This window comes from Capnocytophaga sp. oral taxon 878 (assembly GCF_002999135.1).
Lineage (GTDB): Bacteria > Bacteroidota > Bacteroidia > Flavobacteriales > Flavobacteriaceae > Capnocytophaga.
Genome location: NZ_CP027229.1, coordinates 1094008 through 1120083, shown reverse-complemented (window position 1 = coordinate 1120083; position 26076 = coordinate 1094008). Strand labels below are relative to the sequence as shown.

At 37.1% G+C, this 26076-nt stretch carries 27 protein-coding genes; 15 read left to right on the top strand and 12 right to left on the bottom strand.

Going from position 1 to position 26076, the window contains the following annotated elements:
• The first annotated feature begins 29 nt into the window (after positions 1 to 29).
• From C4H12_RS05140 to C4H12_RS13940, 7 genes are all read left to right on the top strand, one after another.
• Entirely contained in the window at positions 30 to 530 is a 501-nt protein-coding gene (locus C4H12_RS05140; RefSeq protein WP_106097979.1) for a hypothetical protein, read from the top strand.
• 339 nt (positions 531 to 869) lie between these two features.
• Positions 870 to 1403 carry a hypothetical protein gene (locus tag C4H12_RS05135; protein ID WP_088593065.1) on the top strand — a complete coding sequence of 178 codons (534 nt, stop codon included), beginning with the start codon at positions 870 to 872 and terminating at the stop codon, positions 1401 to 1403.
• Positions 1404 to 1622: 219 nt separating this feature from the next.
• Entirely contained in the window at positions 1623 to 2162 is a 540-nt protein-coding gene (locus C4H12_RS05130; protein WP_106097978.1) for a DUF3828 domain-containing protein, read from the top strand.
• 9 nt (positions 2163 to 2171) lie between these two features.
• The gene (locus C4H12_RS05125) at positions 2172 to 2699 is read left to right on the top strand and encodes a DUF3828 domain-containing protein (RefSeq protein ID WP_106097977.1); all 528 of its coding nucleotides are present in this window, start codon (positions 2172 to 2174) and stop codon (positions 2697 to 2699) included.
• Positions 2700 to 2708: 9 nt separating this feature from the next.
• Positions 2709 to 3197: a hypothetical protein gene (locus C4H12_RS05120; protein WP_106097976.1), complete on the top strand. Its 489-nt coding sequence runs from the start codon at positions 2709 to 2711 to the stop codon at positions 3195 to 3197.
• A gap of 151 nt (positions 3198 to 3348) precedes the next feature.
• Positions 3349 to 3531 carry a hypothetical protein gene (locus tag C4H12_RS05115; RefSeq protein ID WP_106097975.1) on the top strand — a complete coding sequence of 61 codons (183 nt, stop codon included), beginning with the start codon at positions 3349 to 3351 and terminating at the stop codon, positions 3529 to 3531.
• A gap of 561 nt (positions 3532 to 4092) precedes the next feature.
• Positions 4093 to 4227 carry a hypothetical protein gene (locus C4H12_RS13940; RefSeq protein WP_256387551.1) on the top strand — a complete coding sequence of 45 codons (135 nt, stop codon included), beginning with the start codon at positions 4093 to 4095 and terminating at the stop codon, positions 4225 to 4227.
• 98 nt (positions 4228 to 4325) lie between these two features.
• On the opposite strand, the gene C4H12_RS05100 is transcribed toward C4H12_RS13940, so the two are convergent.
• On the bottom strand, positions 4326 to 5276 hold the full coding sequence (locus C4H12_RS05100) for an electron transfer flavoprotein subunit alpha/FixB family protein (protein WP_106097973.1): 951 nt from the start codon (positions 5274 to 5276) through the stop codon (positions 4326 to 4328).
• A 13-nt stretch (positions 5277 to 5289) separates the two neighbouring features.
• Positions 5290 to 6030, bottom strand: coding sequence for an electron transfer flavoprotein subunit beta/FixA family protein (locus tag C4H12_RS05095; RefSeq protein ID WP_106097972.1), 741 nt, complete (start codon positions 6028 to 6030; stop codon positions 5290 to 5292).
• Positions 6031 to 6155: 125 nt separating this feature from the next.
• Between C4H12_RS05095 and C4H12_RS05090 the strand changes: the two genes are divergently transcribed.
• Positions 6156 to 6863: a trans-aconitate 2-methyltransferase gene (locus tag C4H12_RS05090; protein ID WP_106097971.1), complete on the top strand. Its 708-nt coding sequence runs from the start codon at positions 6156 to 6158 to the stop codon at positions 6861 to 6863.
• Here C4H12_RS05090 and C4H12_RS05085 read toward each other — a convergent pair.
• Both C4H12_RS05085 and C4H12_RS05080 read right to left on the bottom strand, forming a co-directional pair.
• Complete coding sequence (locus C4H12_RS05085; protein WP_106097970.1) at positions 6814 to 8985, bottom strand: DNA mismatch repair protein MutS; 2172 nt, start codon at positions 8983 to 8985, stop codon at positions 6814 to 6816. The two genes, C4H12_RS05090 and C4H12_RS05085, sit on opposite strands and share 50 nt — an antisense overlap.
• Positions 8986 to 9582, bottom strand: a complete 597-nt coding sequence (locus tag C4H12_RS05080) for a lipoprotein signal peptidase (protein WP_106099434.1) — start codon at positions 9580 to 9582, stop codon at positions 8986 to 8988. It lies immediately after the preceding gene.
• A gap of 376 nt (positions 9583 to 9958) precedes the next feature.
• On the opposite strand from C4H12_RS05080, the gene C4H12_RS05075 reads away from it, so the two are divergent.
• On the top strand, positions 9959 to 10432 hold the full coding sequence (locus C4H12_RS05075; protein WP_106097969.1) for a hypothetical protein: 474 nt from the start codon (positions 9959 to 9961) through the stop codon (positions 10430 to 10432).
• Positions 10433 to 10529: 97 nt separating this feature from the next.
• Here the strand turns inward: C4H12_RS05075 and hemE are convergent, their stop codons facing one another.
• From hemE to C4H12_RS05035, 8 genes are all read right to left on the bottom strand, one after another.
• On the bottom strand, positions 10530 to 11549 hold the full coding sequence (hemE, locus tag C4H12_RS05070; RefSeq protein WP_106097968.1) for a uroporphyrinogen decarboxylase: 1020 nt from the start codon (positions 11547 to 11549) through the stop codon (positions 10530 to 10532).
• A gap of 74 nt (positions 11550 to 11623) precedes the next feature.
• Positions 11624 to 12373 carry a triose-phosphate isomerase gene (tpiA, locus tag C4H12_RS05065; protein WP_106097967.1) on the bottom strand — a complete coding sequence of 250 codons (750 nt, stop codon included), beginning with the start codon at positions 12371 to 12373 and terminating at the stop codon, positions 11624 to 11626.
• A 202-nt stretch (positions 12374 to 12575) separates the two neighbouring features.
• On the bottom strand, positions 12576 to 13667 hold the full coding sequence (ychF, locus tag C4H12_RS05060; RefSeq protein ID WP_106097966.1) for a redox-regulated ATPase YchF: 1092 nt from the start codon (positions 13665 to 13667) through the stop codon (positions 12576 to 12578).
• Positions 13668 to 13755: 88 nt separating this feature from the next.
• Positions 13756 to 15147, bottom strand: coding sequence for an MATE family efflux transporter (locus C4H12_RS05055; RefSeq protein ID WP_106097965.1), 1392 nt, complete (start codon positions 15145 to 15147; stop codon positions 13756 to 13758).
• Between the two features lie 92 nt (positions 15148 to 15239).
• Positions 15240 to 17405 (bottom strand): S46 family peptidase, encoded by a 2166-nt coding sequence (locus C4H12_RS05050; RefSeq protein ID WP_106097964.1) that lies wholly within the window; start codon positions 17403 to 17405, stop codon positions 15240 to 15242.
• A 501-nt stretch (positions 17406 to 17906) separates the two neighbouring features.
• Complete coding sequence (locus tag C4H12_RS05045) at positions 17907 to 18452, bottom strand: hypothetical protein (protein ID WP_129588208.1); 546 nt, start codon at positions 18450 to 18452, stop codon at positions 17907 to 17909.
• Positions 18453 to 18586: 134 nt separating this feature from the next.
• Positions 18587 to 20170 carry a DUF6138 family protein gene (locus C4H12_RS05040; RefSeq protein ID WP_106097962.1) on the bottom strand — a complete coding sequence of 528 codons (1584 nt, stop codon included), beginning with the start codon at positions 20168 to 20170 and terminating at the stop codon, positions 18587 to 18589.
• A gap of 5 nt (positions 20171 to 20175) precedes the next feature.
• The gene (locus tag C4H12_RS05035) at positions 20176 to 20994 is read right to left on the bottom strand and encodes an NADAR family protein (RefSeq protein WP_174688418.1); all 819 of its coding nucleotides are present in this window, start codon (positions 20992 to 20994) and stop codon (positions 20176 to 20178) included.
• Positions 20995 to 21313: 319 nt separating this feature from the next.
• Here C4H12_RS05035 and C4H12_RS05030 point away from each other — a divergent pair, with 319 nt between their 5' ends.
• The 6 genes from C4H12_RS05030 (at position 21314) to C4H12_RS05005 (ending at position 26071) form a co-directional block, all read left to right on the top strand.
• Positions 21314 to 21931, top strand: coding sequence for a TetR/AcrR family transcriptional regulator (locus tag C4H12_RS05030; RefSeq protein WP_106097960.1), 618 nt, complete (start codon positions 21314 to 21316; stop codon positions 21929 to 21931).
• 98 nt (positions 21932 to 22029) lie between these two features.
• Positions 22030 to 23310 carry a TolC family protein gene (locus C4H12_RS05025; RefSeq protein ID WP_106097959.1) on the top strand — a complete coding sequence of 427 codons (1281 nt, stop codon included), beginning with the start codon at positions 22030 to 22032 and terminating at the stop codon, positions 23308 to 23310.
• Positions 23307 to 24236, top strand: coding sequence for an HlyD family secretion protein (locus C4H12_RS05020; RefSeq protein WP_106097958.1), 930 nt, complete (start codon positions 23307 to 23309; stop codon positions 24234 to 24236). Before C4H12_RS05025 ends, C4H12_RS05020 begins: the two co-directional genes overlap by 4 nt.
• 438 nt (positions 24237 to 24674) lie before the next feature.
• Positions 24675 to 25238 carry a hypothetical protein gene (locus C4H12_RS05015; protein ID WP_106097957.1) on the top strand — a complete coding sequence of 188 codons (564 nt, stop codon included), beginning with the start codon at positions 24675 to 24677 and terminating at the stop codon, positions 25236 to 25238.
• 65 nt (positions 25239 to 25303) lie between these two features.
• The gene (locus C4H12_RS05010; RefSeq protein ID WP_106097956.1) at positions 25304 to 25624 is read left to right on the top strand and encodes a hypothetical protein; all 321 of its coding nucleotides are present in this window, start codon (positions 25304 to 25306) and stop codon (positions 25622 to 25624) included.
• Positions 25625 to 25669: 45 nt separating this feature from the next.
• Positions 25670 to 26071: a hypothetical protein gene (locus tag C4H12_RS05005; protein WP_106097955.1), complete on the top strand. Its 402-nt coding sequence runs from the start codon at positions 25670 to 25672 to the stop codon at positions 26069 to 26071.
• Positions 26072 to 26076: the final 5 nt, after the last annotated feature.

The window sequence follows — 26076 nt, the reverse complement described above, 5'->3', positions numbered from 1 at the left end:
CCTTTGCAAAATAAAATATAAAACAATATATGAAATTATTACTTATTAGTTTATTTTTAATAGGGACAGTGAGTTCTTGTGAAAATGTTGTTAATAATAACACTGAAAAAGATCCACTAAATGAATCATTAAGTATCGAATCTGGTACCAAAATAAACAATCCACTAGTGAACAAAAAGTTTTATTATTTAGATAAAGAGGAGAATGGAGAATTGACGCTCTCAATATTCCCATATCTTGAAGACGATTATGATATGGCTAAAATTATTTTTACTGACTCAATGCTTATTGATGGTTGGAATATTATGGAACCCTATGAGTGGAAAATAGAAAGGGTTTCCCAACAAGATTCTCTTTTAATCTATCACTTACAAATGATGGAAAATCCAGAAACTCAAAAAACTTATAATTTTAATTATAATGAAAAAAAAGGTATTTTATATAGAAAGGATAGAGATACGACTTATATTTTAATAGATTCTTTAAAGAGTAATAGTGTGAGAAAAGTAAAAGCAGAGTGGATACTATGATTTATATCTCAGTTATGTTCTAAAAAAAATAGAATCTACATTTCTATAAAAAACCTTACCTTTACAACAAAATCAAAAAGATAGTACGGGATGTGCAAGAACTTCAAAAGCGATAATTAATGGAACAATAATTAGAGAATCCAAGGATAAAGAAGAATTAACAAATAAACTAACATTATATAAACCTGAAGGCGGAGGAGAGTATAAAGCTAAAAGTGCGCATTGTTTCTATCAATTAGCATTAGAAAAAAACGTATCAGAAGGGAAAAGAACTGAATTAGACTTTTTTGAGGATAAAATAAAAGAAGGATTAATAATATTAGATAAACTAAAGAAACTATGAAAAGAATTATAATACTATTTGTTGCAATCTCAATAATATCTTGTAAAAACAGAGTAAATTATGATAGTTCAACTTACTTAACAGAAGAAGATACAATAAGAGAACCATATAAAAGTCCTATACCTCAAAAAACTAAGTATAACCTCACAAAGTTATATTATCGTGTTCTCTTTAATGAAGATTGTAGAAGTTTTGAAATAGATACTCTTACTTATGTAGAGATTAAAGATAGTCTTTTAATAGATAAAATATCTATGGATTGGTTTCTTTTAAAAATTAATAAAATAGATACAGTTTCAGGAGTAATAAATATATACATAGGAGAAGAATCTGATTATGAAGATGACCCTATACTATATAAATTTGGTAAGATATATAGTAATAGACATATTTATTATATCAAAAGAAAAGGCAAGTATTTATCTATAACAAATGATGCAATACCAGATAATTCAGATGTTTATATTGAAAAAGAAAAAGTAAAAGATTCAGGATTAAAGTATTATACCTATGAAGATCAAGTAGATTAAAAAGAAGATTCAGAAACACAAAATTATTACATAAAAGCAGAAGCCTACGCAGGCAAGAAAGAAACGAATACTTTTGAACTTAGTTTTGAAAGTAAGCAAATTGAAGTGAGTAAAAGCCCTGTAAAAGTAGAGGTTGGAGAAAAGAATTGTAGAACGTTCTCCCGTTTCCCAAAGTCAATTAGTATGTAGCTAAATAGATACCTCAAAAAAAATATTCAGATGGTAAAGATTTATTATTTTATTTCAGCGTGTTTATTGTTGTTTTCTTGCAATAATAACAATACCCAAGTATCATCTTCTGATGATATTAGAGATACTATTTCCTCTATCAAAAGAGATACCATAGTAGAAAAAGATACAATTGCACCAATTCAAGTTCCTAAAGAAGAAACTGATGAAGCTACAAAGATGATTTTGGAATTTTATGATAAGTACATCAGGCAACGAGATAAAATACCGTGCTCTGATTTATATGAAGAAGAAAAAAAATGTGAAGATGAATTGATAAGAATTAAGAAAAATTATTTATCAAATAAATTGATAAAAAAAATAAAACCTACTGAAGATAGAGATATGGATTTTATTCTAAATGCCCAAGATATCAACCTAAAATGGTTAGACTCTCTTAAAGTAAAGAAAATAAGTTCAGAAAGATATAATGTTTATATTTTTGATTTCTTTTTTAATAGATATGATAGCGTACAATTAAAAGTAGCTAAGAAGAAGGATAAGTATATTATTGATGATATTATATTTTAAAATATTCAGATGGTAAAGATTTATTATTTTATTTCAGCGTGTTTATTGTTATTTTCTTGTAACAATAACAATACCCAAGTATCATCTTCTGATGATATTAGAGATACTATTTCCTCTATCAAAAGAGATACAATAGTAAATAAGGATACAATTGCACCAATTCAAGCTCCTAAAGAAGAAACTGATGAAGCTACAAAAATGATTTTAGAATTTTATGATAAGTACATCAGGCAACAAGATAAAATGCCTTGTCTTGATAACAGGGAGTTTTGCGAAGAAGAATTAAGGAAAATAGAAAGGGAGTTTCTATCAAGTAAATTAATACGGAAAGTAAATTCAGATGAATTAAGTGCAGATCCTATTGTAAAAGCCCAAGATGTTTTCATAGAATGGTTGGACTCTATTAAGGTAAAGAAGATAAATTCAAAAAGATATAATGTGTATCTTTTTAACTTTTATGATAACAGATATGATAGCATACAATTAAAAGTTGCTAAAAAGAAAGACAGGTACATCATTGATGATATTATATTTTAAAATATTCAGATGGTAAAGATTTATTATTTTATTTCAGTGTATTTATTGTTGTTTGCTTGTAACAATAACAACACCCAAGAAAACAACTATATTGAAAATGATATAGATACCATTGAGAAAGCAGATTATGTACAAGAAATAACCGATGAGAGGATTACAAGGGAAATAAAGGATAAGAATTATGTTATCTTTGTGGAACCAACCTTATTTTACCTTGATAGCCTAAAGAATGTGTCAAAAGATGATGATTTCTATACAACGGTAGACGATGCTACTTTTTATATGACAATGGCAAGCGATCTTGCATTAGAAAAAAGAATAGATACAATAAACATAAAAATAGGCGAAATCCTAAAAATAGGGGAAAAAATAATTCAGGTATCCAAAGACAATCCTTGGACATTGATTTTATACAAACAGGGCGGAAAGACAAAAGAGTTATATCCTATAGAAATACAAATAGATGATAAAATTATTGACATTTTTTTCAATGAATAAGTCCGTATATCCTAACACTTTAACAATCTAATAAAAAGATTGATTGAAAGAAAACCTATTTTTCCAATCTCTGTTAATATGCCATTAACTTGACACCTCAATTTATTATATTGCTACAGATTATGAAGAAGAAAAAAATATAGTATATCCTATGCACATTATAGGAAAACGTAAGCGAATAGAAAATGGAAAAACAATATTGTCAGAAGGATATCTTGAAATTAAAAACACAACAATTCTTACAAATATTTTCGTTGATAAGGAAGGGAATATCAAAGGATGGGGAAAAGGAGGAGTACAAACTATTCCATTAGAATTAATAGAATATGAATAATAAAGAAATAATATATACATTAGGAAGAGGAGGTCTAGCGTTGATTTTATTCCTTTTCACAAGTTTTTTTATAACATTTTTATTTCCTACCAAAGAAAGTTTATATCAGATAACAATGGGATTTCCATTCATCATTTTCTATTATTCACCATCATTAAAAGAATGTAGTAGTATCATTTGGGGGTGGAGAGGAGAAGCCCTATTATTGAATATATTTATTTTTTGGATAAGTTATTTTGTTATTAGTTACATAGTGAAGATATATATATCCTTGAAAGCACAGAAGATATTTAAAAAAATACTTAATATATTTATCTTACCCATATCTTTATTTTGTACAATCTCTTTATTTACATTTTTCCCTTTCCCACTACAGAACACAGTATATAATATATATATAGGATTTCCATATATATATTATAAAAATGTCTATATAGGAGAGAACTGTGGAACCCTTATAAGAGAGTGGAATTATGTAATGTTAGTAATTGATTATATACTTTTTTCAATTCTGTATTATTGTGTCTTTTTTATAGTAAATAGATTCAGAAATAACGAAAAATGAAAAAAAACAGCAAAGCCACCTGTCCCATAGGTGGTAAGGATTGCATCAACATTATCAACCACGGGCAGGTCTCTGAGATAACAAACCGCCATAACCATATCAAAACAAAAAACGGCTACAACCTTTTCTAACTTCTTTTTTGCCTCTTATCTCTTACCTAATATTTATACAAAAAAAGCTGTCTGAAAAAATCCAGACAGCCTCTTATCTCTTACTTTTTATCTCTTACCTAATTTGATAGTTTGCTAATTAGTTTAGGTATTATCTCAAAAGCATCACCTACTACCCCATAATCAGCAGCTTTAAAGAAAGGAGCTTCAGGGTCAGTATTAATAACCAACTTTACTTTAGAGGCATTTACCCCAGCCAAGTGCTGTATTGCCCCGGATATACCTAAGGCAATATATAAGTTAGGTGCTACTACTTTACCAGTTTGCCCTACGTGTTCGCTATGAGGTCTCCATCCCATATCAGCCACAGGTTTAGAGCAAGCTGTAGCAGCTCCAAGGGTATCAGCCAGTTGTTCTACTATGCCCCAATGTTCAGCGCCTTTTAGTCCTCTTCCTCCCGAAACTATAATATTAGCATCGTCCAATGATACCTTACCACTCACTTTCTCCCGTGATACAACTTGCAAATCAAAATCACTGTCGGGTAGGGTAGGGGTGAAGCTAATAACTTCAGCAGTAGTAGGGGCTTCTTTACTACCAAAAGCATTAGGAGCAATACTTAGCACCTTGTTAGCACTGTTTATCTGTTGCAGTGCAAAGGCTTTTCCCGAAAATACATTAGTTTTTACAATGAAATTATCAGCACTTTCAGGTAATGAAATCACATTAGGCACATACCCAGCTTGTAACCCTATAGCCAATAAAGGAGCTATATTCTTAGCTTCGGCTGAACCACTTAGTACTACAGTACTTGCTTGTTGCTCAATAGCCGCTTCCGCCAATAAGTGTGCTACTGCTTTTGCCGAAAAGCTTTGTAATCGCTCATCAGTTACATTTAGCACTCTATCTACTCCATAAGTACCCAATGTTTCACTATTTTCAGTATTAATAGCTACAGCTATCACCTTTCCTTTTTGTTGTTCAGCAAGGGCTTTAGCATAACTAGCCACTTCCCACGCCGATTTCTTTATAGTTCCGTTTTCAGTATCAATATATATAAGGATATTCATCTTTTCTTAATAATTAATTTGCTAATTTACTAATTACCGAAGCCAAAGTATCTAAATCATTGGCATCTATCATTTTTACAGGTTGTTTAGGAGGAAGTTTCTCAAAACCAACAATCGTGCTGTGTTGTGCACTTTCTGTAGGAGGTAGTATTGTAATAGCTTTTGTACGGGCAGCCATTAGGTTTCGCATATTGGGTATGCGTAGGTCTTTCTCTTGGGTAAGTCCTTTTTGTCCTCCTATTACCAAAGGCAAGGTTGCTGTAACGGTTTCTTTACCACCATCAATCTCACGTTCAGCAGTAACAGCATTTCCATTAATGTTTAAGGCAATACATTTGTTTATAAAAGGCAAGTTTACCAATGCCGATAAGTAGCCTCCTACCATACCTCCATTATAGTCTATAGATTCTTTCCCGCAAATAATAAGGTCATACCCTCCCTCACGTACCACTTGTGCTAGCTGGGTAGCTACAAATAGGGCATCAGTAGGTTGTGCATTAATACGGATAATTTCGTCAGCTCCTATAGCGTAAGCCTTCCGCAGTATGGGTTCAGTTTCGGCAGTACCTACATTCACAAGGGTGATAGTAGCTCCTAGCTGCTCTTTTAGCAATATAGCTTTGGTAAGGCAAAACTCATCATTAGGATTAATAATGAACTGTACCCCCGTAGGGTTAAAAGCTTTTAAGTCGTCCGTAAAATTTATTTTGGAAGTAGTGTCTGGCACACTGCTGATACATACTAATATTTTCATATTAAATAGATTATATATTAATTTTGAACCGGTAAAAGTAATATAAATTGAATTACTATGCAAACTATTTACTAAAAAAGTTATATCTTTGCGGCGTAACTATCTGAAAATCTATATATAAAGAAATGAATCCTCCTGTTGAAAATATGTCTCTTTTGGGTGAATTATTGCGCTGTCCCACAGGCGAAAAATCCATAGCTGTAGGTAATTATATGTTTGAGCAAAACTTTGAAATGATACAACAAACGCTCTCTAGCCTGTCTCTTTCTTCTCATAGTCATATCTTAGAAATTGGCTTTGGTAATGGCAAGCACTTACCCTATTTATTTGCACAAGCAGAGCATTTGCAGTATGTAGGCTTAGAAACTTCTGCAGCTATGCTTTCCGAAGCCTCTACTTATAATGCTGTAAGAGTACAATTGCAACAAGCATCTTTTCTCCAAGTAACCGCTGATAAGCTTCCTTCCTTTACCCATCTTTTTGATGTCTGTTTTATGGTAAATACCATTTATTTCATTACGAATTTGCAACAGTATCTCACACATCTGCGCTCTTTTCTTGCTCCTCAAGCTACTCTTGCCCTTACTTTTATTGATCAGGCTATCGGTCTCAAATTACCTTTTGCGCAACAAGTCTTTCACTTCTACCATCCCGATGAGGTAGTTTTATTACTCAATCAAATAGGTTTTACTTCAGTTACAGCCCAGCCTTTTCAGCAAGAAATGTGCACTGCCAAAGGCAAAAAAATAACCCGCTACTACTGGGTAGTAACGGGCGTAAATTCTATCTCATCTTCTGCACTAGCTCCAGCTCTTCCAAAGCAACCGAAGTAGTAAAAGCTCCATAGTTGATAACAGCTTTGCCTTTTTCTATTTTATCTATGCTACCTACACTACGGCTGTCTTTTATCCGTACACGGTCACCTATAGCAAGGGTACGTTGTAGTTTCTCTTTTTCGGCGCGTTCTTGTGCTATGCGCTCTTTCTTTTCTTCTTTGCGCTGCTGCCGTATTGTTTCTATTTGTTTATGTACTTCCTCTACAGTAGCTTTTTTCTCTTCTTTCTGTTTGGTGCGTTCTTCTTTAGTTACTTGCTTGCGTTTGGCATTCTCAGTTTCTATAAGTCTTAAGATTTCAGCTATAAGAGGCCTGCGTTTCCCATCATAAAAGTAACGTTCTGCCAGTTGGTCTACTCTTGTACCCAAGGTAATCATGCGTTGGCTCTGGTCATATAGCTCTTGGTAGTTTACCAGTTTACTCTTTACTTTATCATTTAGTTCTTCCAATCGCTTAGCTTCTTCACGGGCTTTTACTTCTTTATCTTTAAGGGTTTCAGCAGTCTTTTCCATACGTGACCGTTCCTTCTGTAATTTAGCAATAGTAGCATCAAAACGTACTTTACCCTTCTCTATCTTCTTTTTTGCCCTATTAATAAGGCTAAATGGTATACCATTTTTCTGTGCTACTTCAAAGGTAAATGAACTTCCTGCCTCTCCTATAATAAGCTTGTAAATAGGTTCTAAGGTCTTATCATTAAATAGCATATTGGCATTAGTGGCGTGAGGCAACTCATCGGCTAGCATTTTTAAGTTAGTGTAATGGGTTGTAATAACCCCAAACGCTTTCCTATGATAAAACTCTTCTAAAAATATTTCTGCCAAAGCTCCTCCTAATTCAGGGTCACTACCTGTACCAAACTCATCTATCAAAAACAGTGTATGGGCATTGCACTTCCGCAAAAAATAATTCATATTCTTTAGCCGGTAGCTATAAGTACTTAGGTGGTTCTCTATTGATTGGTTATCCCCTATATCTGTCAAAATACGTTCAAACAAACACATCTTTGAGCGGTGATGCACAGGCACCAGCATCCCACTCTGTAGCATTAGTTGTAGTAGTCCTATAGTTTTTAGGGTAATACTTTTTCCTCCAGCATTAGGTCCCGAAATTACAATAATGCGCTTTTCATCATTCAGTTCTATAGTCTGTGGGTAAGTAGTAACCCCTTTTTTATTGTTATTCAGCAGTAATAATGGGTGATAAGCATCACGCAATAGCAGCACCCGTTCTTCTCCTATTTCAGGAAGCAGAGCGTTCATAAGGTAAGCATACTTAGCTTTAGCGTAGATAATATCAATAGCTGTAATATACCTTTGGTAATCTTTCAATAATTCTACAAACTGACTGATAAAAGCTGTAAGTTCTCGCAGTATGCGTTGTATTTCTTCCTTCTCGTCGTACAGTAAGTTAGTAAGTTCACGGGTGTATAGCTCAGTCTGTCGCGGCTCTATATATACAATGCTACCAGTTTTAGAGCTACCCAATACTGTCCCTTGTACTTTCCTGCGATACATAGCTTTTACCGCTAGTACACGCCTATTTTCCACTACTGTTTCTCGTATATCATCCAAAAGGTCAGCAGTGTTGTATTCAGCCAAAGCACGGTTAAAACTTTCGTTTATCTTCCCCTTCAAAGCACTTATCTCCCTACGTATATTCGCCAAGGTAGCCGAAGCCTCACTCTTAATCTCACCGTATTTATCCAATACCTTGTCAATAGCATTCACCACCTCATTAGTGTATGTAATGCTATCAGCAGTTTCAAAAAGGGTAGGGTAGAGGTCTTTAAATTTCCTGAAGAAAAGAATATGTGTATTAGTAACCTCCGATATCCGGTGTATTTTCCTAATACTGCCTATCTCAAGCAAAGCATTTTCAATAGCCAATAGCTTAATTTCGTGGCTTATATTCTCGCAAAAATGTGAAGGAATAACATTATTGTTATCAAATGAAGAATTATACTCATTTGTTTGGCGCAAAGCCAATAACAAATTCTCTTTATTTTTAAAAGGCTCAATACGCAAAGCATATTTCTTGCCTAGCTCCGTAAGGCAGAGGTCTGATAGCTGAGTAAGTACCGTATAAAACTCTAAGTCTTCCAGTGTCTTTGTGTTCATTTATTCTTTTGGGAAAATCTTTTTGTGGTATATAATCATCAGCCCCACTGCAATGCATATAGCCGAGTCTGCCACGTTAAAAATAGGTTCAAAAAAACGAAAACGTTCCCCTCCCCATATAGGAACCCAGCTCGGTAAAGTAGTGTCTATAAGAGGAAAATAAAACATATCCACTACCATCCCGTGTAACAGCGTACCATACGGATTATCCGAGAAAAGAGTAGCAACATTACCAAAACTATGATCAAAAATAACACCGTAAAACACCGAGTCTATAATGTTCCCCAAAGCACCAGCCAAAATAAGCGATATACAAATAATCAATATCTTAGATTGTTGCTTCTTAACTGCCGATACCAACCAATATCCTATCCCTATCACAGCCCCAATACGGAACAATGTCAAAATAAGTTTACCGTATTTACCAGGTATTTTAGTCCCCCAAGCAGCCCCCTCATTTTCTACAAAGTGAATGTGAAACCAGCTAAAAACCTTAATAGTCTCATCGTGAATAAAGTGTGTTTTTATATATATTTTACTCCATTGGTCAATAATCAATACCAATAGGATAATGAAGGTCGCATATCTTAATTTCATAATATTTTTCTTAGTGAGCGGCTGCAAAATTACAAACTTTTTTCCAATTAACAAAAAACTATGCATTCTTTACATTTTAACCTCCCTTTCCCTCCACCCCCAAGCACCACATACCCCAACATCAATACATAATCCCACCACCCATCAACTAACCACCCCATTGAACGAATGAACCCTGAACGAACGAATAACGAAGGATAAACGAACTATAAACGAAGGATAGTCTGCAACTACAACCCTCTCCCTCCAATACCCAACTTGCCCATCTACTTATTATTTTGTACCTTTGTCCCATATTTATCCCAAACACATAACCACTTTCATAAAACAAAGAAACCCTCCCCAACATTAATAAATAACTCTTACGCTAGAATTTATGAGCCTAAGTATAAAACAACGTATTGTAGAAAAAAGAAAGCAACTCACCCAAAAAGCCACACTTGATTATTATCAAAACCTACCCTCCTGCGAAGTATTACAGTTAGTAAAATCTCAGGAGCTAACTCCCTTTTATGATTTTCTACGCAATTCTATACGATATGAACAAGCTACCCCCTATACCGATAGATTCCTATTAACCGAAAACGAAACTCATTCACACAAAAAGGACTGGATACTCACCAAAATACAAGCCATAACATCCCCACCCGATATCATTTTACTTCCTCTCCTTGATTTTGGTATAAGATTGCGTTTAACCGATGTAACATCATTTTTTAGTGCCGAAATAGCCCAATCTCAAACGCAACACTTAGGTTTTGATATAGGCTATATAAATGAAACCAAACACTACTACCACTATTTTTCCGATGAAGAACACTATCTATTTGAATATGCTCAAACTTGGTAAAATATAACGTACAAAAAAAATCCTGACCAAGTGCCTTTTAAGCCACTCAGTCAGGATTTTACTATAATCCTCATTATCATTAAAATCCTCTCAATATCTAAAAGCTCTTCACAGCCTCCACAAAGGCAATAGCATTTTCCACAGGCACATTAGGTAAAATACCATGTCCTAAGTTAGCTATATAATGCTCTTTGCCAAAAGCAGTAATCATCTCCTTTACTTTCTTCTTAATTTCAGCACGAGGAGCCAAAAGCCGTGAAGGGTCAAAGTTCCCTTGTAATACCTTTTTGTGTCCAGTAAGCTCACGAGCTATTTCAGGAGCACACGTCCAGTCTACTCCTAGCGCAGCAGCTTTGCTTGCAGCCATTTCAGGTAAGCCAAACCAGCAACCTTTAGCAAATACAATCACCCTAGTAAGAGGGGCCAAGGCTTCCACTATTTGGTTCAAATACTGCCACGAGAAGTTGCGGTAATCATCCGCCGATAGTACACCACCCCAGCTATCAAACAGCTGTACAGCATCTACACCTGCTTTTACTTTTTCTTTCAGATAAAGTATAGTCGTATCAGTAATCTTTTGCAATAGCTGGTGCGCAAGCTCTGGCTGTGTAAAGCAAAACTCTTTAGCAGTGGTATAATCACGTGATCCCGAGCCTTCCACTGTATAACATAGTATAGTCCACGGCGAACCCGCAAACCCTATAAGCGGCACACGGTTGTTAAGCATCTCTTTAGTGAGTTTTATAGCTTCCATCACATAACCCAAGCGTTCTTCTATATTAGGCACTATTACTTGTGCCACATCATTAGCAGTACGTACAGGTTTTTCTAGCCAAGGCCCTACTCCTTTTTTCATCTCAAAAGGAATATTCATAGCCTGTGGCACTACCAGTATATCCGAAAATAAGATAGCAGCATCTACACCTACTATATCCACTGGCTGCACAGTAATTTCAGCAGCCAACTCAGGCGTCTGGCAACGGGTAAAGAAGTCGTACTTATCGCGTAACGCTCTAAATTCCGGTAGGTAACGCCCTGCTTGGCGCATCATCCACACTGGCGGACGCTCAGTCACCTCACCATCAAGTACTCTTAGTAATAAATCGTTTTGTAACATCTGTTTTTGTAAAAAAGAAAGGGTGTCCAAAAAGTGACTTTCCGGACACCCTTTATTGTAAAATCAATCAAAAATTAAATACTCTTGATAATGCTTACAAAGTCCTCTGCTTTAAGGGCTGCACCCCCTATAAGTCCGCCATCTACATCTTCCTTAGCGAAGATTTCTTTTGCATTATCAGGTTTTACACTACCTCCGTACAAGATAGATACTTTATCAGCTACCTCTTTGCCGTATTTCTCAGCAATAGTCTTGCGAATAAAGTGGTGAATTTCTTGTGCTTGTTCAGGGGTAGCTGTTTCACCAGTACCTATAGCCCATACAGGCTCATAAGCTAGCACTACGTGTTGCCAAGCCTCAGCTGGTAAGTGGAATAATCCTTTCTTTATTTGGCTACCTACTACATCAAAGTGCTTGTTAGCTTTGCGCTCTGCCAATTCTTCTCCTATACAGAATACCACACGCATATTGTGTTTTAAGGCAGTATCTACTTTCTTAGCTAGGCTCTCATCTGTTTCGTTAAAATAAGCACGACGTTCAGAGTGTCCTAAGATAGTAGTCTTTACACCTATACTACCCAACATTTCAGCCGAAATTTCTCCAGTATAAGCACCATTTTCAGCAAAGTGCATATTTTGGGCAATTACTTCAATGTGGCTACCTTTTACAGCTTCTACTGCTGGTATAAGGTTTACAAAAGTAGGGGCTATCATTACTTCAGCCTCAGTTTGAGGTACTTTTTTCAAAAGGTCAGAAATAAGAGCCAACGATTTGTTAAGGTCGTTGTTCATTTTCCAGTTTCCTGCTACAATTTTTTTTCTCATATAATGATTTTTTTATATTTTTCTTGGTATTTATGGTGCAGATACAACAATAATTTAATCAACACGCTTATTTAGTTTGTTTCTAACTGATTCTCGCCGTACCTTTGCCCCGCAATTAAGGTTTTGTCTTAAATTGCTTCATGATTATTTAATTTAGAATTATTTTTCGGTAAGCGATGGGAATTGTCTTACCGATTTTTTTTTATACATTGAAACGGAAATGCATAATATCACCGTCTTTCACTATGTATTCTTTACCTTCTACACGCATTTTACCAGCTTCTTTTACTTTGGTTTCGCTGCCAAATGTTATAAAGTCATCATAAGCAATTACTTCAGCACGTATAAAACCTTTTTCAAAGTCGGTATGAATAACACCTGCAGCTTGCGGAGCTGTATCGCCCTTATGTATTGTCCAAGCACGTACTTCTTTTACTCCTGCAGTAAAATAAGTTTGTAAGTTTAGTAAGTGATAAGCAGCACGTATTAGTTTAGAAGCTCCTGGCTCATCTAGGCCTATATCTTCCAAAAACATTTGGCGCTCTTCATAGCTCTCTAACTCTGTAATATCAGCCTCAGTAGCTACAGCTAGTACAATTACTTCTGCTTCTTCATCTTTTACAGCTTCTCTCACTTGTTCTACATAAGTATTACCATTTTTAGCCGATTTTTCATCTACATTGCATACGTATAGTACAGGTTTAGTAGTAAGTAACTGGAAGCTCTCCAATAGTTCCTTTTCTTCTTCATTTACTTGTATAGCACGTGCCGATACACCAGTAAGTAGGGCATCTTTTACACGGTTTAGTAAGTCCATTTCCTTAGCAGCCTTCTTGTCGCCTGCTTTGGCAGCACGAGTTACTTTCTCTAATCGTTTTTCTACAGTTTCAAGGTCTTTTAGTTGTAGTTCTATGTCTATAGTTTCCTTATCACGTATCGGGTTCACACTCCCATCCACGTGTACGATATTGTCATTCTCAAAACAGCGTAATACGTGTATAATAGCATTACATTCACGTATATTACCCAAAAATTGGTTTCCTAAGCCTTCTCCTTTACTTGCCCCTTTTACCAATCCAGCAATATCTACAATCTCTACAGTAGCTGGTAGTACACGTTCAGGTTTCACAAGGGTTTCAAGTTTTTCCAAACGAGGGTCAGGTACATTCACTACCCCTAAGTTTGGCTCAATAGTACAAAAAGGAAAGTTTGCACTTTGTGCTTTCGCATTTGATAAACAATTAAATAAAGTCGACTTACCTACATTTGGTAGTCCTACTATTCCTGCTTTCATATATGTTTATTTCTTATTGTCTTAAAAATTAAAGTTTCACATTCATTCATAATTTGCCAATTTGCTAATTTACTAATTTGCCAATTTGCTAATTATCTTTATGTCTATTTGCTATCAGGCGTAAGCTAATCCGGTTAAACCTATATAGCAAGCACACTGCTGCTGCAGTAAGTCCTATAAGTAACCCAATCCAAATACCCATAGTCCCCAACGATGTATGAATACCTAATATGTATAGTATCGGGAAAGCTATCAGCCAATAGGATACAAAGGTTATATACATAGGCACTTTGGCATCTTGTACTCCACGCAAAGCCCCCAAAGCCGTTACCTGTAGCCCATCTGATATTTGGAAAATAGCAGCTATTAACAACAGTTTTGCTGCTTCATTTATCACTAAGGTATTTTCAGCAATTTTTTCTATATCAGTAGTATTCATATCCAGATATAAGGAAGGCACCCAATTGCGCAGCACAGCTAGCAGAATTGCAAAAAATACTTGCGTACAAAGCACTAAAAGGAATACCGAAATTGCCACCCTACGTAGGTTAGCGTAATTCCTAGCCCCTAACTGATTGCCAATACGTATCATAGCTGTAATACCCAAGCCATTAGCAACCATAAAAGTTAAGCTTGATAGGTTTAACGCTATTTGGTTAGCCGATAAGTCTTCCTTGCTAAGGGCACCACTTATCCAGATAGCTGCCGTAAAAATACCAGTCTCAAATATCATCTGCATACCCGTAGGCAAACCTATATTACTAATTTTCTTAAACATTGATTTCTGCAGATTCTTAAAGCTGATATTCATCACATATTCACGTGATTTCTGCAGGTTCTTCATCATAAAAAACAGCATTATAGGCATTATTATCCGTGATACTAAGGTGCCTATTCCAGCTCCCATTACACCTAATTTAGGGCAGCCCCAATTCCCATAGATAAATAGATAGTTTAAAAAAATGTTTACCAAGTTCGCCAATAAGGTAACATACATAGCCTGCTTAGTCATTGATAGGCCATCAGCAAATTGCTTAAAAGTACTAAATACTCCCAGCGGGATTAATGAAAAAGCTACTAAGTGGGTGTAAGGTACAGCCAAAGCTATAACATCTTCTTTCTGTCCAGTAGCACGCATTACAGGTTCTACAGTGAACATTAGTAAAAATAACACCACTCCCAGAACAGAGTTTAATACCATTCCGTGATTCATTACCTGTTGGGCGGTAGCTTTATCGCCAGCTTCGTCAGCCATTGCTACCAATGAAGTACTTGCTACCGAGAAACCTATTGCAAACGACATGGCAATAAATATAGCCGTATTACCCAAAGCCGCAGCACCCAGTTCAGTAGTACCTACTTTCCCTACCATTAGGTTGTCAATCACTCCTACAAGGGTATGCCCTAACATCCCCAGTATTATAGGGTAAGCAATTTTAAGGTTATATCTAAATTCTTTTGTATAACTTGATAAAAACATTCTTTAGTAGTTAGTAATTAGTCATATCAGTTAGTAATTAGTCGTCAGTAGTTAGTTCATTACTAACTACTGACGACTAATGGCTATAACTGTTACTGCATTACTTCTATTTCTTCAATAATATTCTTTGCTCCAGCATAAATATCTATTACCCAAAGCACATAACGAATATCCACATTAATAGTGCGTTGCAGTTGTTTATCAAAGATAACATCCCCTGCCATAGCTTCAATATTACCGTCAAAAGCAAGCCCTATAAGCTCTCCTTTGCCATTCATTACTGGCGAGCCCGAGTTACCCCCTGTAATATCATTGTTGCTCAAGAAGTTTACACGCATAGAGCCGTCTTTATCCGCATATCTACCATACTCTTTCTTTTGGTAAAGGTCAAGCATACGTTGCGGCATATCAAATTCAGCATCTCCTTTCTTGTATTTTGCTATCAAAGTATTGAAAGTAGTATAGAAATTCTTCTTAGCATCAGGGTTGCGCTTGTCTGCTTTTAATGGTTTTACAGTACCGTATGTCAAGCGTAAAGTAGAGTTAGCATCAGGATAGAGTATGTTACTTGCTTTAGAGTTACGCATACCTTGTACAAATTTCCTATAAGCCTTGCCATAAGCATCTTCTAACTTAATTTGCTCTTCCGAAGGGTTACGATAATTAGCAAAAAGAGGAATAGAAAGTGCCAAAATAGGGTCACTTGCCAAAGTTGCAATCATCTCTTCTTCAGTTTGATAGATATTGTTTTTAGGGAAAACAGCCTCTTTAGCAGTTTCTTTGCTGCGGTACATACTTTTTGCAAAAATATCTTCTACAAACTTATTGAAATCACCATTGTATTGTGCTTTAATAGCTTTTAATTCCGAAGGAACATCAGTACCTTTGTTAGCATACAGTTTTAGCATATCGGCAAGGATAGCCTTTTCTACATCCAAGTTTACTTTGTCGTATTCTGTAAGTAGGTTATCCACTCTTTTCTCTAATTCGTCATTACGCATACCACCTCTTTTAGCATCTGTTACTAAATTTACATAGCGTGTAGGTATTTTTATAAAGAAAGAAGCACGCCACAGTATACCCAAATAGTTCTCATCTGCCGATTGGGTATTAGTTTTCTCAAAGTAAGTAGCCAAAGTGTTAAGCACATCGCCATATTCAGCTTTATTCTCAGCTTTCTTTGCCCATTTAGCAAATTTTGCTTCAGCTTTACGCTTCTTATTAGCTGTTTTATGAGCGCTAAGGGCATCAATCATCCCTTGGCGGTTCTTCCAATAATTAGCAATACTTGAGTATTGTGAAGCGTATAGTAAGCGTACAGCATCATCTTTATCCATAAAACGTTTCATAGCATCCATAGCTGTTTTAGAGGCTTCTACCCACGCCGGATAAGCATACTTAACGTTTTGATCTACCCAATATGAACTTTCCCAGCGGTTAGTACGTCCTGGGTAACCCATAATCATAGCAAAATCCTTATCTTGTACGCCCTTTAGACTCACTTTTAGATAGCGTTTTGCTTTTAGCGGAATATTATTTGGAGAGTAAGACGCTGCATTCCCATCTTTGTCAGTATATACACGGAAAAGAGAAAAATCACCTGTTTGGCGGGGCCATTCCCAGTTATCAGTATCACCGCCAAATTTACCAATACTTTCAGGAGGAGTACCTACTAGGCGCACATCTTTAAAGTCTTGATATACAAAGTAATAATATTCATTTCCTTGAAAGAAAGGGCGTACCGATACTACATATTTCCCTCCCTCACTATTTTCTTTTTCTATCTTAGCCATTTCTTTATTCAAAGCCACTTCGCGTTCTTTTTCGCTCATCGTAGGGTTCACTACCGATAGCATACGCTCTGTCACATTATCCATACGCACAAAAAAGCGTACAAACGATTGTTTTGGCGATAACTCTTCAGCGTGCGAACGCGCCCAAAAACCATCTCGTAGGTGATTGTTCTCAGGAGTCGATAGCTGTGCTATGTTCCCATAACCGCAGTGGTGGTTGGTAAGTACTAAACCATCTTTTGAGATAATACTTGCTGTACAGCCTCCATTAAATTGTACTATCGCATCTTTTAAGCTATTGTTATTGATGCTATAGATTTCCTGAGCCGTAAGCTGCAAGCCCAATTTCTGCATATCCCTCTGGTTTAGGCGTTCAATGAACATCAAAAACCACATCCCTTCATTGGCTCTTGCCATAGGGACAAGCAGCAACAGAGCCAATACTGTCATACTGATTTTCTTCATAAAAAAGTGATATAATGATTTATCAAGCCGCAAAGGTACAAATAATTTACTAATTAGCAAATTTTCTTCTCCTTGTTCCTCCCTGCTTTTCCTTTATAAAAGTACTGATATTTTTCTTGCCAAATTGTAATATTAAATACGCAAATACCCCATTTCTATCCTCCAACTCCTAAAAACTAAAAATTCCTCATCCATTTTCTATTTTTATTGCCAATATTTCAAAAAATACTACCCCCAATCTTGTGGTGGCTGAAAAATACAATCCCTTAATAATCAGCCCATTTTTCTACCAACCACACCCCAACCACCTTAAAGCTATCCCTTAGGATGAACGAACCTATAACGAAGGATAAACGAACTATAAACGAAGGATAAGCATTATTTGGCTGAAAATCAATCGTTCTAATACCGATGTTTCTTTTTGCCAAAATCGCAACAAAATCCTAAAAACACTGCGTTTTTCTCAGTGCCTTAAACTGTCTGTTAGCAGCTTTTATGCTATTATTTAGGACTATAAACCCCAAAAATAGGGTCATCTATTACCATTTGGGTATAACAATCTATCCCCAACAAAAAAGCAACGGTAATTACATCAAAAAAGGAACTACTATTTTTGCACGAAAAATGCAATTCTAAGCACCTTTCTTCTTTCTTAAAGTGCCTAAATCTCCAATTTTTGTTCTTAATTCTATGTATGAAAATATCATAGGTTTGCAAGTAATCATTTCCCCATATTTCTTCCTCTGTTAATGATTTTAACCGCTCTTCCAGCCATTTAGGCAGCTTTTCAGTCTCTATAGTCTCTATAGTTTCTATCAGTTTAGAGGCTATTTCTTGTGGTATGTTACTAATTCGTATTACAACAGGTAAACAAAGAAAATCATTAATTAACTCTTCTCTCCCTTGAATAATCATATCTTCTGTATAGGTCGCCTTTGAATGATTTTTTATCAAGAACTCCTTTCCTTTTTCTGTGATAAATATTTTTTCAAAAGTGTCAGAATTCTCATACCTCCCTTCGTGACCGATGAGTCCTTCTGTTTCCATAGCTTCCAAAAGCTTAGAAATCCCCAAAAACGAGAAACAAAAATAGCATACTTCTCTCAGGAAGGACCCCCTCGTATCTCTCTTTTTAAATAAAATAGAGAGGATAAATATTCTGTAAAAAAGTTCTTCTTGGCTCATTTCTTCTTCTTCCAGTTCTTGCCATACACAGCATAATACATCGCCTCTTGGTAGTAATCCTCTTTATCTTTCAAAAAATCGTCAAGCAGCGCCTTGTTTTCAGCATTTTGCATTGTCTCTATAAGTGGTTTGAATACCACATCATCTTGCGAAGAAATCACCCCTTCATATATCACAGGCAAGGTCTCTGCGCTAAACCCATACAGCTCTATCAGCGCACTCACAAAATGCTTGTGTACCATCTGGTGCTCATCATCTACTAACTTAAAGTATTCTATCACCAGCGCGAAGTACTTCTTGTTGGTAAGTCCCAAGCCAAATACAGCATAGCTTCCTGGCATACAGCTCTTTTCACCCTCTTCCACATCGGTATACCATTCAAATTCTTTCATAGCTACCTTGGTGTATTCCTCTAATTTAGGATGCAATGCCTCATATTGCAATGCTTGTGCAAAAAAGCGATGCGTGCTTGATTTAGCAAGGCCTTTTATATCCAAAAAGAGCTTAGGAGCTTTTGAACTCAGCTTGATTTGATAACTATGAGCGAATCCTCCTTTAAGTAGCGCAATGATAAAATCCAATGCTTTGCCATAAGCCTCAGCGGTCTCTTGCTTGATTTTAAGGCTAATGGTAGCAAATACATCATTGGCATCAGCTTCCAAGCCGCTATCTTTGTAATGAATAAGGTCATCAGGTAGCTCGCCCGTACCTTTTTTAAGGTATTGCTTAGCTTTCTCCGAGCCTAGTTCATTAGCAGCTCGTTCCAAGTCTTCACAAGCAAACTTCACATCCCAACTGTATTGTTTGTATTTGATTTTCCAAAGAGCCTGCTGTACAAATAGTTTTAATTTCTCCGCATCAACTTTTTCAGGGGCAATTTCTGCCTTCAGAATGTATTCTTTATTCCATTTTTCATTCCCTTTCACTTGGTAATAAAGTGGCATAAACACCGCCTTTTTCCACTTTCCAGCCCGATGAATCAATGAACTCCGATACTCTTTAAGATACTTTTTATTCCCCATAGCCTCTATACTTTTCATATACTTTTCAGCTACTTCTATAATTTGGCTTTCAGTGTATTGAGTAAGATTTGTGTCGAATAACTTGTCTAAAAAACTAATCCATTCATTTTCTATCACCTTCCTACTACCATCAATAGTAGTTTCCTGCACATACCTATCAAAGCGCTCTTTCAGTTCTACCTTTCTAGGCTCATTCACCAAATAAAACTCCTTACTAGCGTGTCTAAAGTTTAGTACCGTCGTCAATTCGTACTGAAACTTCCCAAAATGCACCTCATCAAAGAACATTTCAGTAATTTTCTCTTGTACAATACTGAGAATTTCCTCTATTTCCTCCCCCGAGAGCCTTTCTATACCTTCTATTTTAGTAGTTACACTACCAAAACCATCTCTGTCCAAAGCCACTTCAATTCTATTATTGCTTTGCTTCACAACAATATAATCAGCCAGCCCTTCATCAAGATACCACTTCTGATAAGGAGGTTTCACAATATATTTACCAAACCCTTTTACTATCCCTTGTAGGATTTCTTCAGCATATTTTTCTGTTGTATTCATTTCTTTTATTTTAGCAAATGTACATTCTTATAAAGTTTCCTAATCTCATCTCTCACTTCCATCAGGGCAAATCCCAAAAGGTTTTGACCGCGCCACATAGCTACATTCTTCGCTTTCTCATTCTCTTTGCCTAAGCCTATCCCCCAAATAGCATCCACCGGACTTGCTTCTACCAGTATTTTATCGCCTGTAGAAAGCAAAAAGTCCATCATTTCCTTATTCTGAGTGAATTTGTAGTAATTCCCATTCAGCACAATACTATATTTAGCTTTGTCCCACACCTGAGGGTCAAAGTTGCGCACTTTCCTTCCCAAGGCTTTCATCATCTTAGGGTCAGAAGTGTTCATAATCTCCTCTCTCACCTCTTCATCTTCAAACAAACGCGCCTTTTCAGCCATCATATACTGCTCAGCGCAAGAATATTTATCACCATCTACACTAAAAGGCGAGGGCTGCCACTGCCCCAAACAAGACTCATCTATAACATTAGCATTAGGCTTCCAAAAGAAAATAAACTTCAGTTTCTTTGCCGAATTGATAAAAGTTTTTTTGGAGTATTTATAAGCACCTTTGGGCTGCCAAAGCGCAACTCCCTCGTAATAATAGTCTTCTTCATCATCTATATCCTGCTCATTCTCCTCCCATCTATTGTAATGCCAAAAACAAGGATACGGAAACAGAGCTTGGTATTCCTGCTGTTTAGCAGGGGTAAGACCCTCATACCAGTCCCAAAACTTGGATTTATAATCTTCGCCAGCGCCCATACGCCAGCCTATCGTAAATTCAGTATAAGCAGGAAATTTAATCCAAGGAGGTGTCATCATAACAATAAATAATTTATAAAATAATACGCCGCAAAATTACAAAATATTTGCTAAGTATCAAAATATCAGTTAAATATGCCATAGTCATTGTCACTTTAGTCCACTCTCACTTTAAATAACTAATTTCTAGCCTAAATATTACAATATAGCTCTTTTTCTTCCAAAAGTCACAAAAGTATTCTAACCTTATATACTTCTGATTTTCAGTTGTTTTTATTCTTCTAATACAAATTCTAACAAATAGTGATAAAAAATATATAACCAACCATTTGGTTAATACAAACGTTTAACTTACCTTTGCCCCCGAAATCAAACAACAATGAGTAACACTAAAGACACATCCACTGAAGATCGCATCAAAGCTGCTGCCCGTAAAGTCTTTCACCAGAAGGGCTATGCAGGCACTCGCACCCGTGATATTGCTGAGGAAGCAGGTATCAATCACGCAATGCTCAACTATTATTTCCGCAGCAAAGAAAAACTCTTTGGCATTGTGATGATGGAAACAATGGCACAATTCTTTAAGGGTGTTTCCGATATTTTAAACAACAAAAACACTTCTTTAGAGCAGAAAATAGAGCTAATAGTCAATAATTACACTGATTTACTCCTAGAAGAACCCGAGCTCCCTACCTTTATGTTCAACGAGGTGCGTGCTAACCCCGAGACTTTTGTTGCCAATACCCCTATCCTTCAAGCGTTAGAGCACTCAGTCTTAGCCCGCCAATACGCCGAGGCAGTAGCGCAAGGACGAATCACCGAACCCAACCTTATGCACTCCGTGCTCAACGTGATCAGTTTAGTGATATTCCCCTTCATCGCCCAGCCTATCTTTACCGCCCTGAGCAGAACCGACAAAGAGGCGTATAAATCCCTAATGCTCCAGCGAAAAACCCTTATCCCTCAATGGATTAAAGCGATATTGTTCCTCCCCTAACCCCTCCCAAGAAGGAGAATGGGGGTAAACAATATATTTTTTATCTATACCCTAACCAAATGGTTAAACACACTGTATAACGTAAACAACATCTATATATGAGATTTATAGCATTACTTTTACTCTTCCCCATCATAGGTATCGCACAAGAAACGATTACCTTGGAGGATTGTTATCACTTGGCGCGAGAGAATTATCCTACCGTCAAAAAGCTCGATTTGGTAGCCAAAACCGAAGGCTATACCCTTGCCAATGCCAATCGTGCTTACCTCCCGCAGGTCTCTATCTTGGGGCAAGCCACTTACCAGTCTGAAGTAACCGACCTCTCTAAAACCATCGCAGGGACACTCCCGTTGCCTCCTAACGTCTCTTTGCCTACGATTGACAAAGAGCAATACAAGGTCGTGGGCGAGGTAAGCCAACTGCTCTATGGAGGTGGTGCTATTCACAGTCAGAAGGCAGTCGCCAAAGCCCAGAGTGCTGTACAAGCGCAAGCTGTTGAAACACAGTTATACACCCTGAAACAACGCGTAAGCAACCTATATTTTGGGGTGTTACTTATCGATGCCCAATTATCGCAAAACCGCCTCAATATCGAAACAATAGAGTCGCAACTCCGCAAAGCAGAAGTAGCCCTGCAGAACGGAACTACCCTCCCCAGCAATGTCAATGAGCTCAAAGCCGAAATCCTCCGCGTAGCAATGCAAACCACCGAGTATGAAGCCGCCCAAGCTACCTACTTGCAAATGCTGTCTACCTTTATAGGCAAAGAGCTCACCAGCGCTTCCCAGCTCACACAGCCTGCGCCTCAATCGCAGTCTCAAAGCGTAAGTACCGATATTTTTCGCCCTGAGCTCAAAGGGTTTCAGCTACAGGAATCGTTGCTCAAAGCCCAAGAAAAACAGCTCAACAGCGAATATATGCCCAAGCTCAGTGCGTTTTTCCAAGGCGGTTACGGGCGTCCCACGCTCAATATACTCAACAACCAAGCGGATTTCTACTACATCACAGGGCTTCGTTTGCAGTGGAATCTCAGTCCACTATACAACCTGTCGAGTAAGAGACACATCTTGCGCCTCAATCGCGAAAGTATCGCAACCGACCGTCAAGCCTTTTTACTCAACACAAAACTCGAACTTACTCAGCAGTCCGAGCAGCTCAAAAAGCTACAAAAGCTGATAGAACAAGACGAAACATCGGTAACCCTGCGCCATTCCGTCGCCAAAGCAGCCGAAGTACAGTTGGACAATGGGGTCATCACCACCCACGAATACCTGCAGAAAGTCAATGCTTGGCATCTTGCACAACAAACGCTATCGCTTCACAAAATACAACTCTTGCAAGCTCAAGAGCAACAACAATTAATCATAGGAAAATGAAAAAGATAACACTCATCACCGCCCTTGCAGCCCTTATCGCCTGCAACAACAAACCTCAGTTCGATGCTTCTGGCAACTTCACTGCCGATGAAGTAATTGTTTCCGCCCAGCAAACAGGGCAACTCATCGCCTACGAGGTAGAAGAAGGCAAGACCCTCACCGAAGGACAAAAGGTGGGGCAAATAAATGTCGAAGTCCTCAAGCTCCAAAAAGAGCAGGTCGAGGCTACCATTTCTTCCCTCAAAGAGAAGACCCTAAACCCTGCCAACCAAGTAGCACTCATTCGTAGCCAATACGAGGTACAGAAAGTACAACTCGAACAGCAGGAGCGCGAGCTTACCCGTGTGCGACGACTCGTGGCGGGAGGCGCTGCTACCCAAAAGCAATTGGATGACCTCACCGCTTTAGTCGACCAGCTCCGCAAGCAACTTGCCGTCACTCAAAACCAACTCAAGGTCAGTCTCACCAATATCAACACCCAGAACCGCAATGTGCTCAGCCAAGAAGCTCCCTTGCAAAAGAATGCTCAGGCTGTTCAAGAGCAAATCAACCAAGGAGAAATCATCAACCCCATAGCAGGAACAGTACTCGTCAATTACGCCCTCAAAGGGGAAATGCAGACTTTTGGAAAGCCTCTCTATAAAATCGCTAATACCGATATCCTGACCCTAAAAGCCTACATCACTGGCGACCAGCTGACCCAAATCAAGTTAGGACAGCAAGTTACCGTGCGCACCGATGCCGGCAAAGGCGAATATCGCACCTATCAAGGTGAAATCACACACATATCCAATAAAGCTGAGTTTACCCCTAAAACCATACAAACCAAATCCGAACGTGCCAACCTCGTTTATACTATCAAGGTTAAAGTAAAAAACGACGGCTATCTCAAAATAGGAATGTACGGTGAAGTGGTGTTCAAATAACCTTTAATCACGGACACAAACTACAAATTCCCTTACTAAAAATAGCTAAAATTACATTTTTCGCAACGTTTTATAAAGAACATTACGAATATTTCAGTAAGTACTATGTGGGAGATTAGTGGGAGGAACGTGGGAGGAATGTGGGAGCTACAAAACAAAAAATCAAATATCAAATTCGCAATAAAAACTTAAAAACATTGACAATAACGCAAAACAATATATAAAAAGTTAATAAAGATAATAGTCTCTATCAATTTTATATTCCTTAAAATATCCAATGTATAGTTTTGAGTCTTATACTTTAGTTGCCAAATATTAAAATTTTTATGATTTTTTCTTGTTTGTTAATAAATAATTTGTACTTTTGTCTCGAATATATATCCATATTCAAAATAAAATAAACCAAAATAATTAATTAAACAATTAAAATTGAAAGTTATGGCACAAGTAAAAGACAATGACCTAACAGAAGGATTATCAGGTAAATTCGGAAAGAAAATCGTATTCCGTCAAGTAAATGGAGTAACCATTGCTGCGCAAGCTCCTAAGCAAAAAGCAAAGTTCACTGAAAAGCAAGAAAACCAAAACAAACGCTTTTCCGAAGCTTCTACCTATGCTAAAAATGCACTTTTAGACCCTACGTTAAAAGCCTTTTATGAAGCTGAAGCCAGAAAGAAAAAAGGTGTAAGCTCTCGAAATGTAGCTATGTCCGACTATCTCAAACCGCCTACTATCGAAAGTATAGACGCTTCAGCCTATACAGGAAGAGAATCTGGCGAGAAAATTATCATCGTGGCAGATGATAAATTTAAAATCAACAGCCTGAAGGTAAGAATTACTAGCAGTGATGAAAACACAATTGAGGAAGGCACCGCCTCCTTAGCACAAGGCAAGTGGGTATACCAAACCACCGCCACCAATGCAAGTCTTACTGGCGATAAAATAACCGTCATCGCCACCGACCGACCTGGTAACATCACTACTAAAGAGATTACCTTGTAATAATCAAAAAGGCTGTTTAAGGATTTTACCCCCTAAACAGCCTTTGTTATCTAAAAAATATCCTAATGAAAAAACGACTTTTATACCTAAGTATTGCGTTTTTATGTACCGCCATACTCGCACTTATTATAGTAGCAATGCGCTCACTATACCCCGATTATTGCCTCTCAGCCCTTGGAATAATCCTATCCCAAGTCGTTTTTATCATAACTTATATCATATTTCCGCTATTTTTCATCTATTTAATAATAGCCGAAACCAACCTTAATTTTATGTACCAACACAGCCTTAGAAAGAGGCAACGTAAGCGCACAAACAGCTTCAACCTATCGCTCATCACCTTAGCACTCGTGCTCCTCAGCCTTCTCGCCCGCCTCTTCCTCTAAGATTAATAACACATAAATCGAATTAGTAACAATTATAAAAAAAATATGATACGTAATTATTTTTACCTTGTAGTGGGAGTACTTTGCTTACTCTCTGCCGTTACTCACGAAATGAACGGCTTCACAACCCTTTTCCCTGCCTTGTCAAACACCAACATCGATGCTGAAAGCAAGGTAACATTCAATTATCTTTGGCATATCATAGCTACCGAAAACGTGGTAATGGGTATTGCTTTAGTGTTAATGGCACTGCGCAAAAACGACAATGCAGGCAAGTATATTACTCAGTTTGTAATGGCTTTATTAGCAGTGCGTTGGGCAAGTATTGCTTTTAGTACCCTAACAAGCGATGGAGGTAACCTTACCAAAATACTTCCTGAAAGTGTTATAATGTGGCTACTTATATTCCTATTGTGGTTAGGTACAAGAAGAAAAGAGAAAAAATAAAGGGA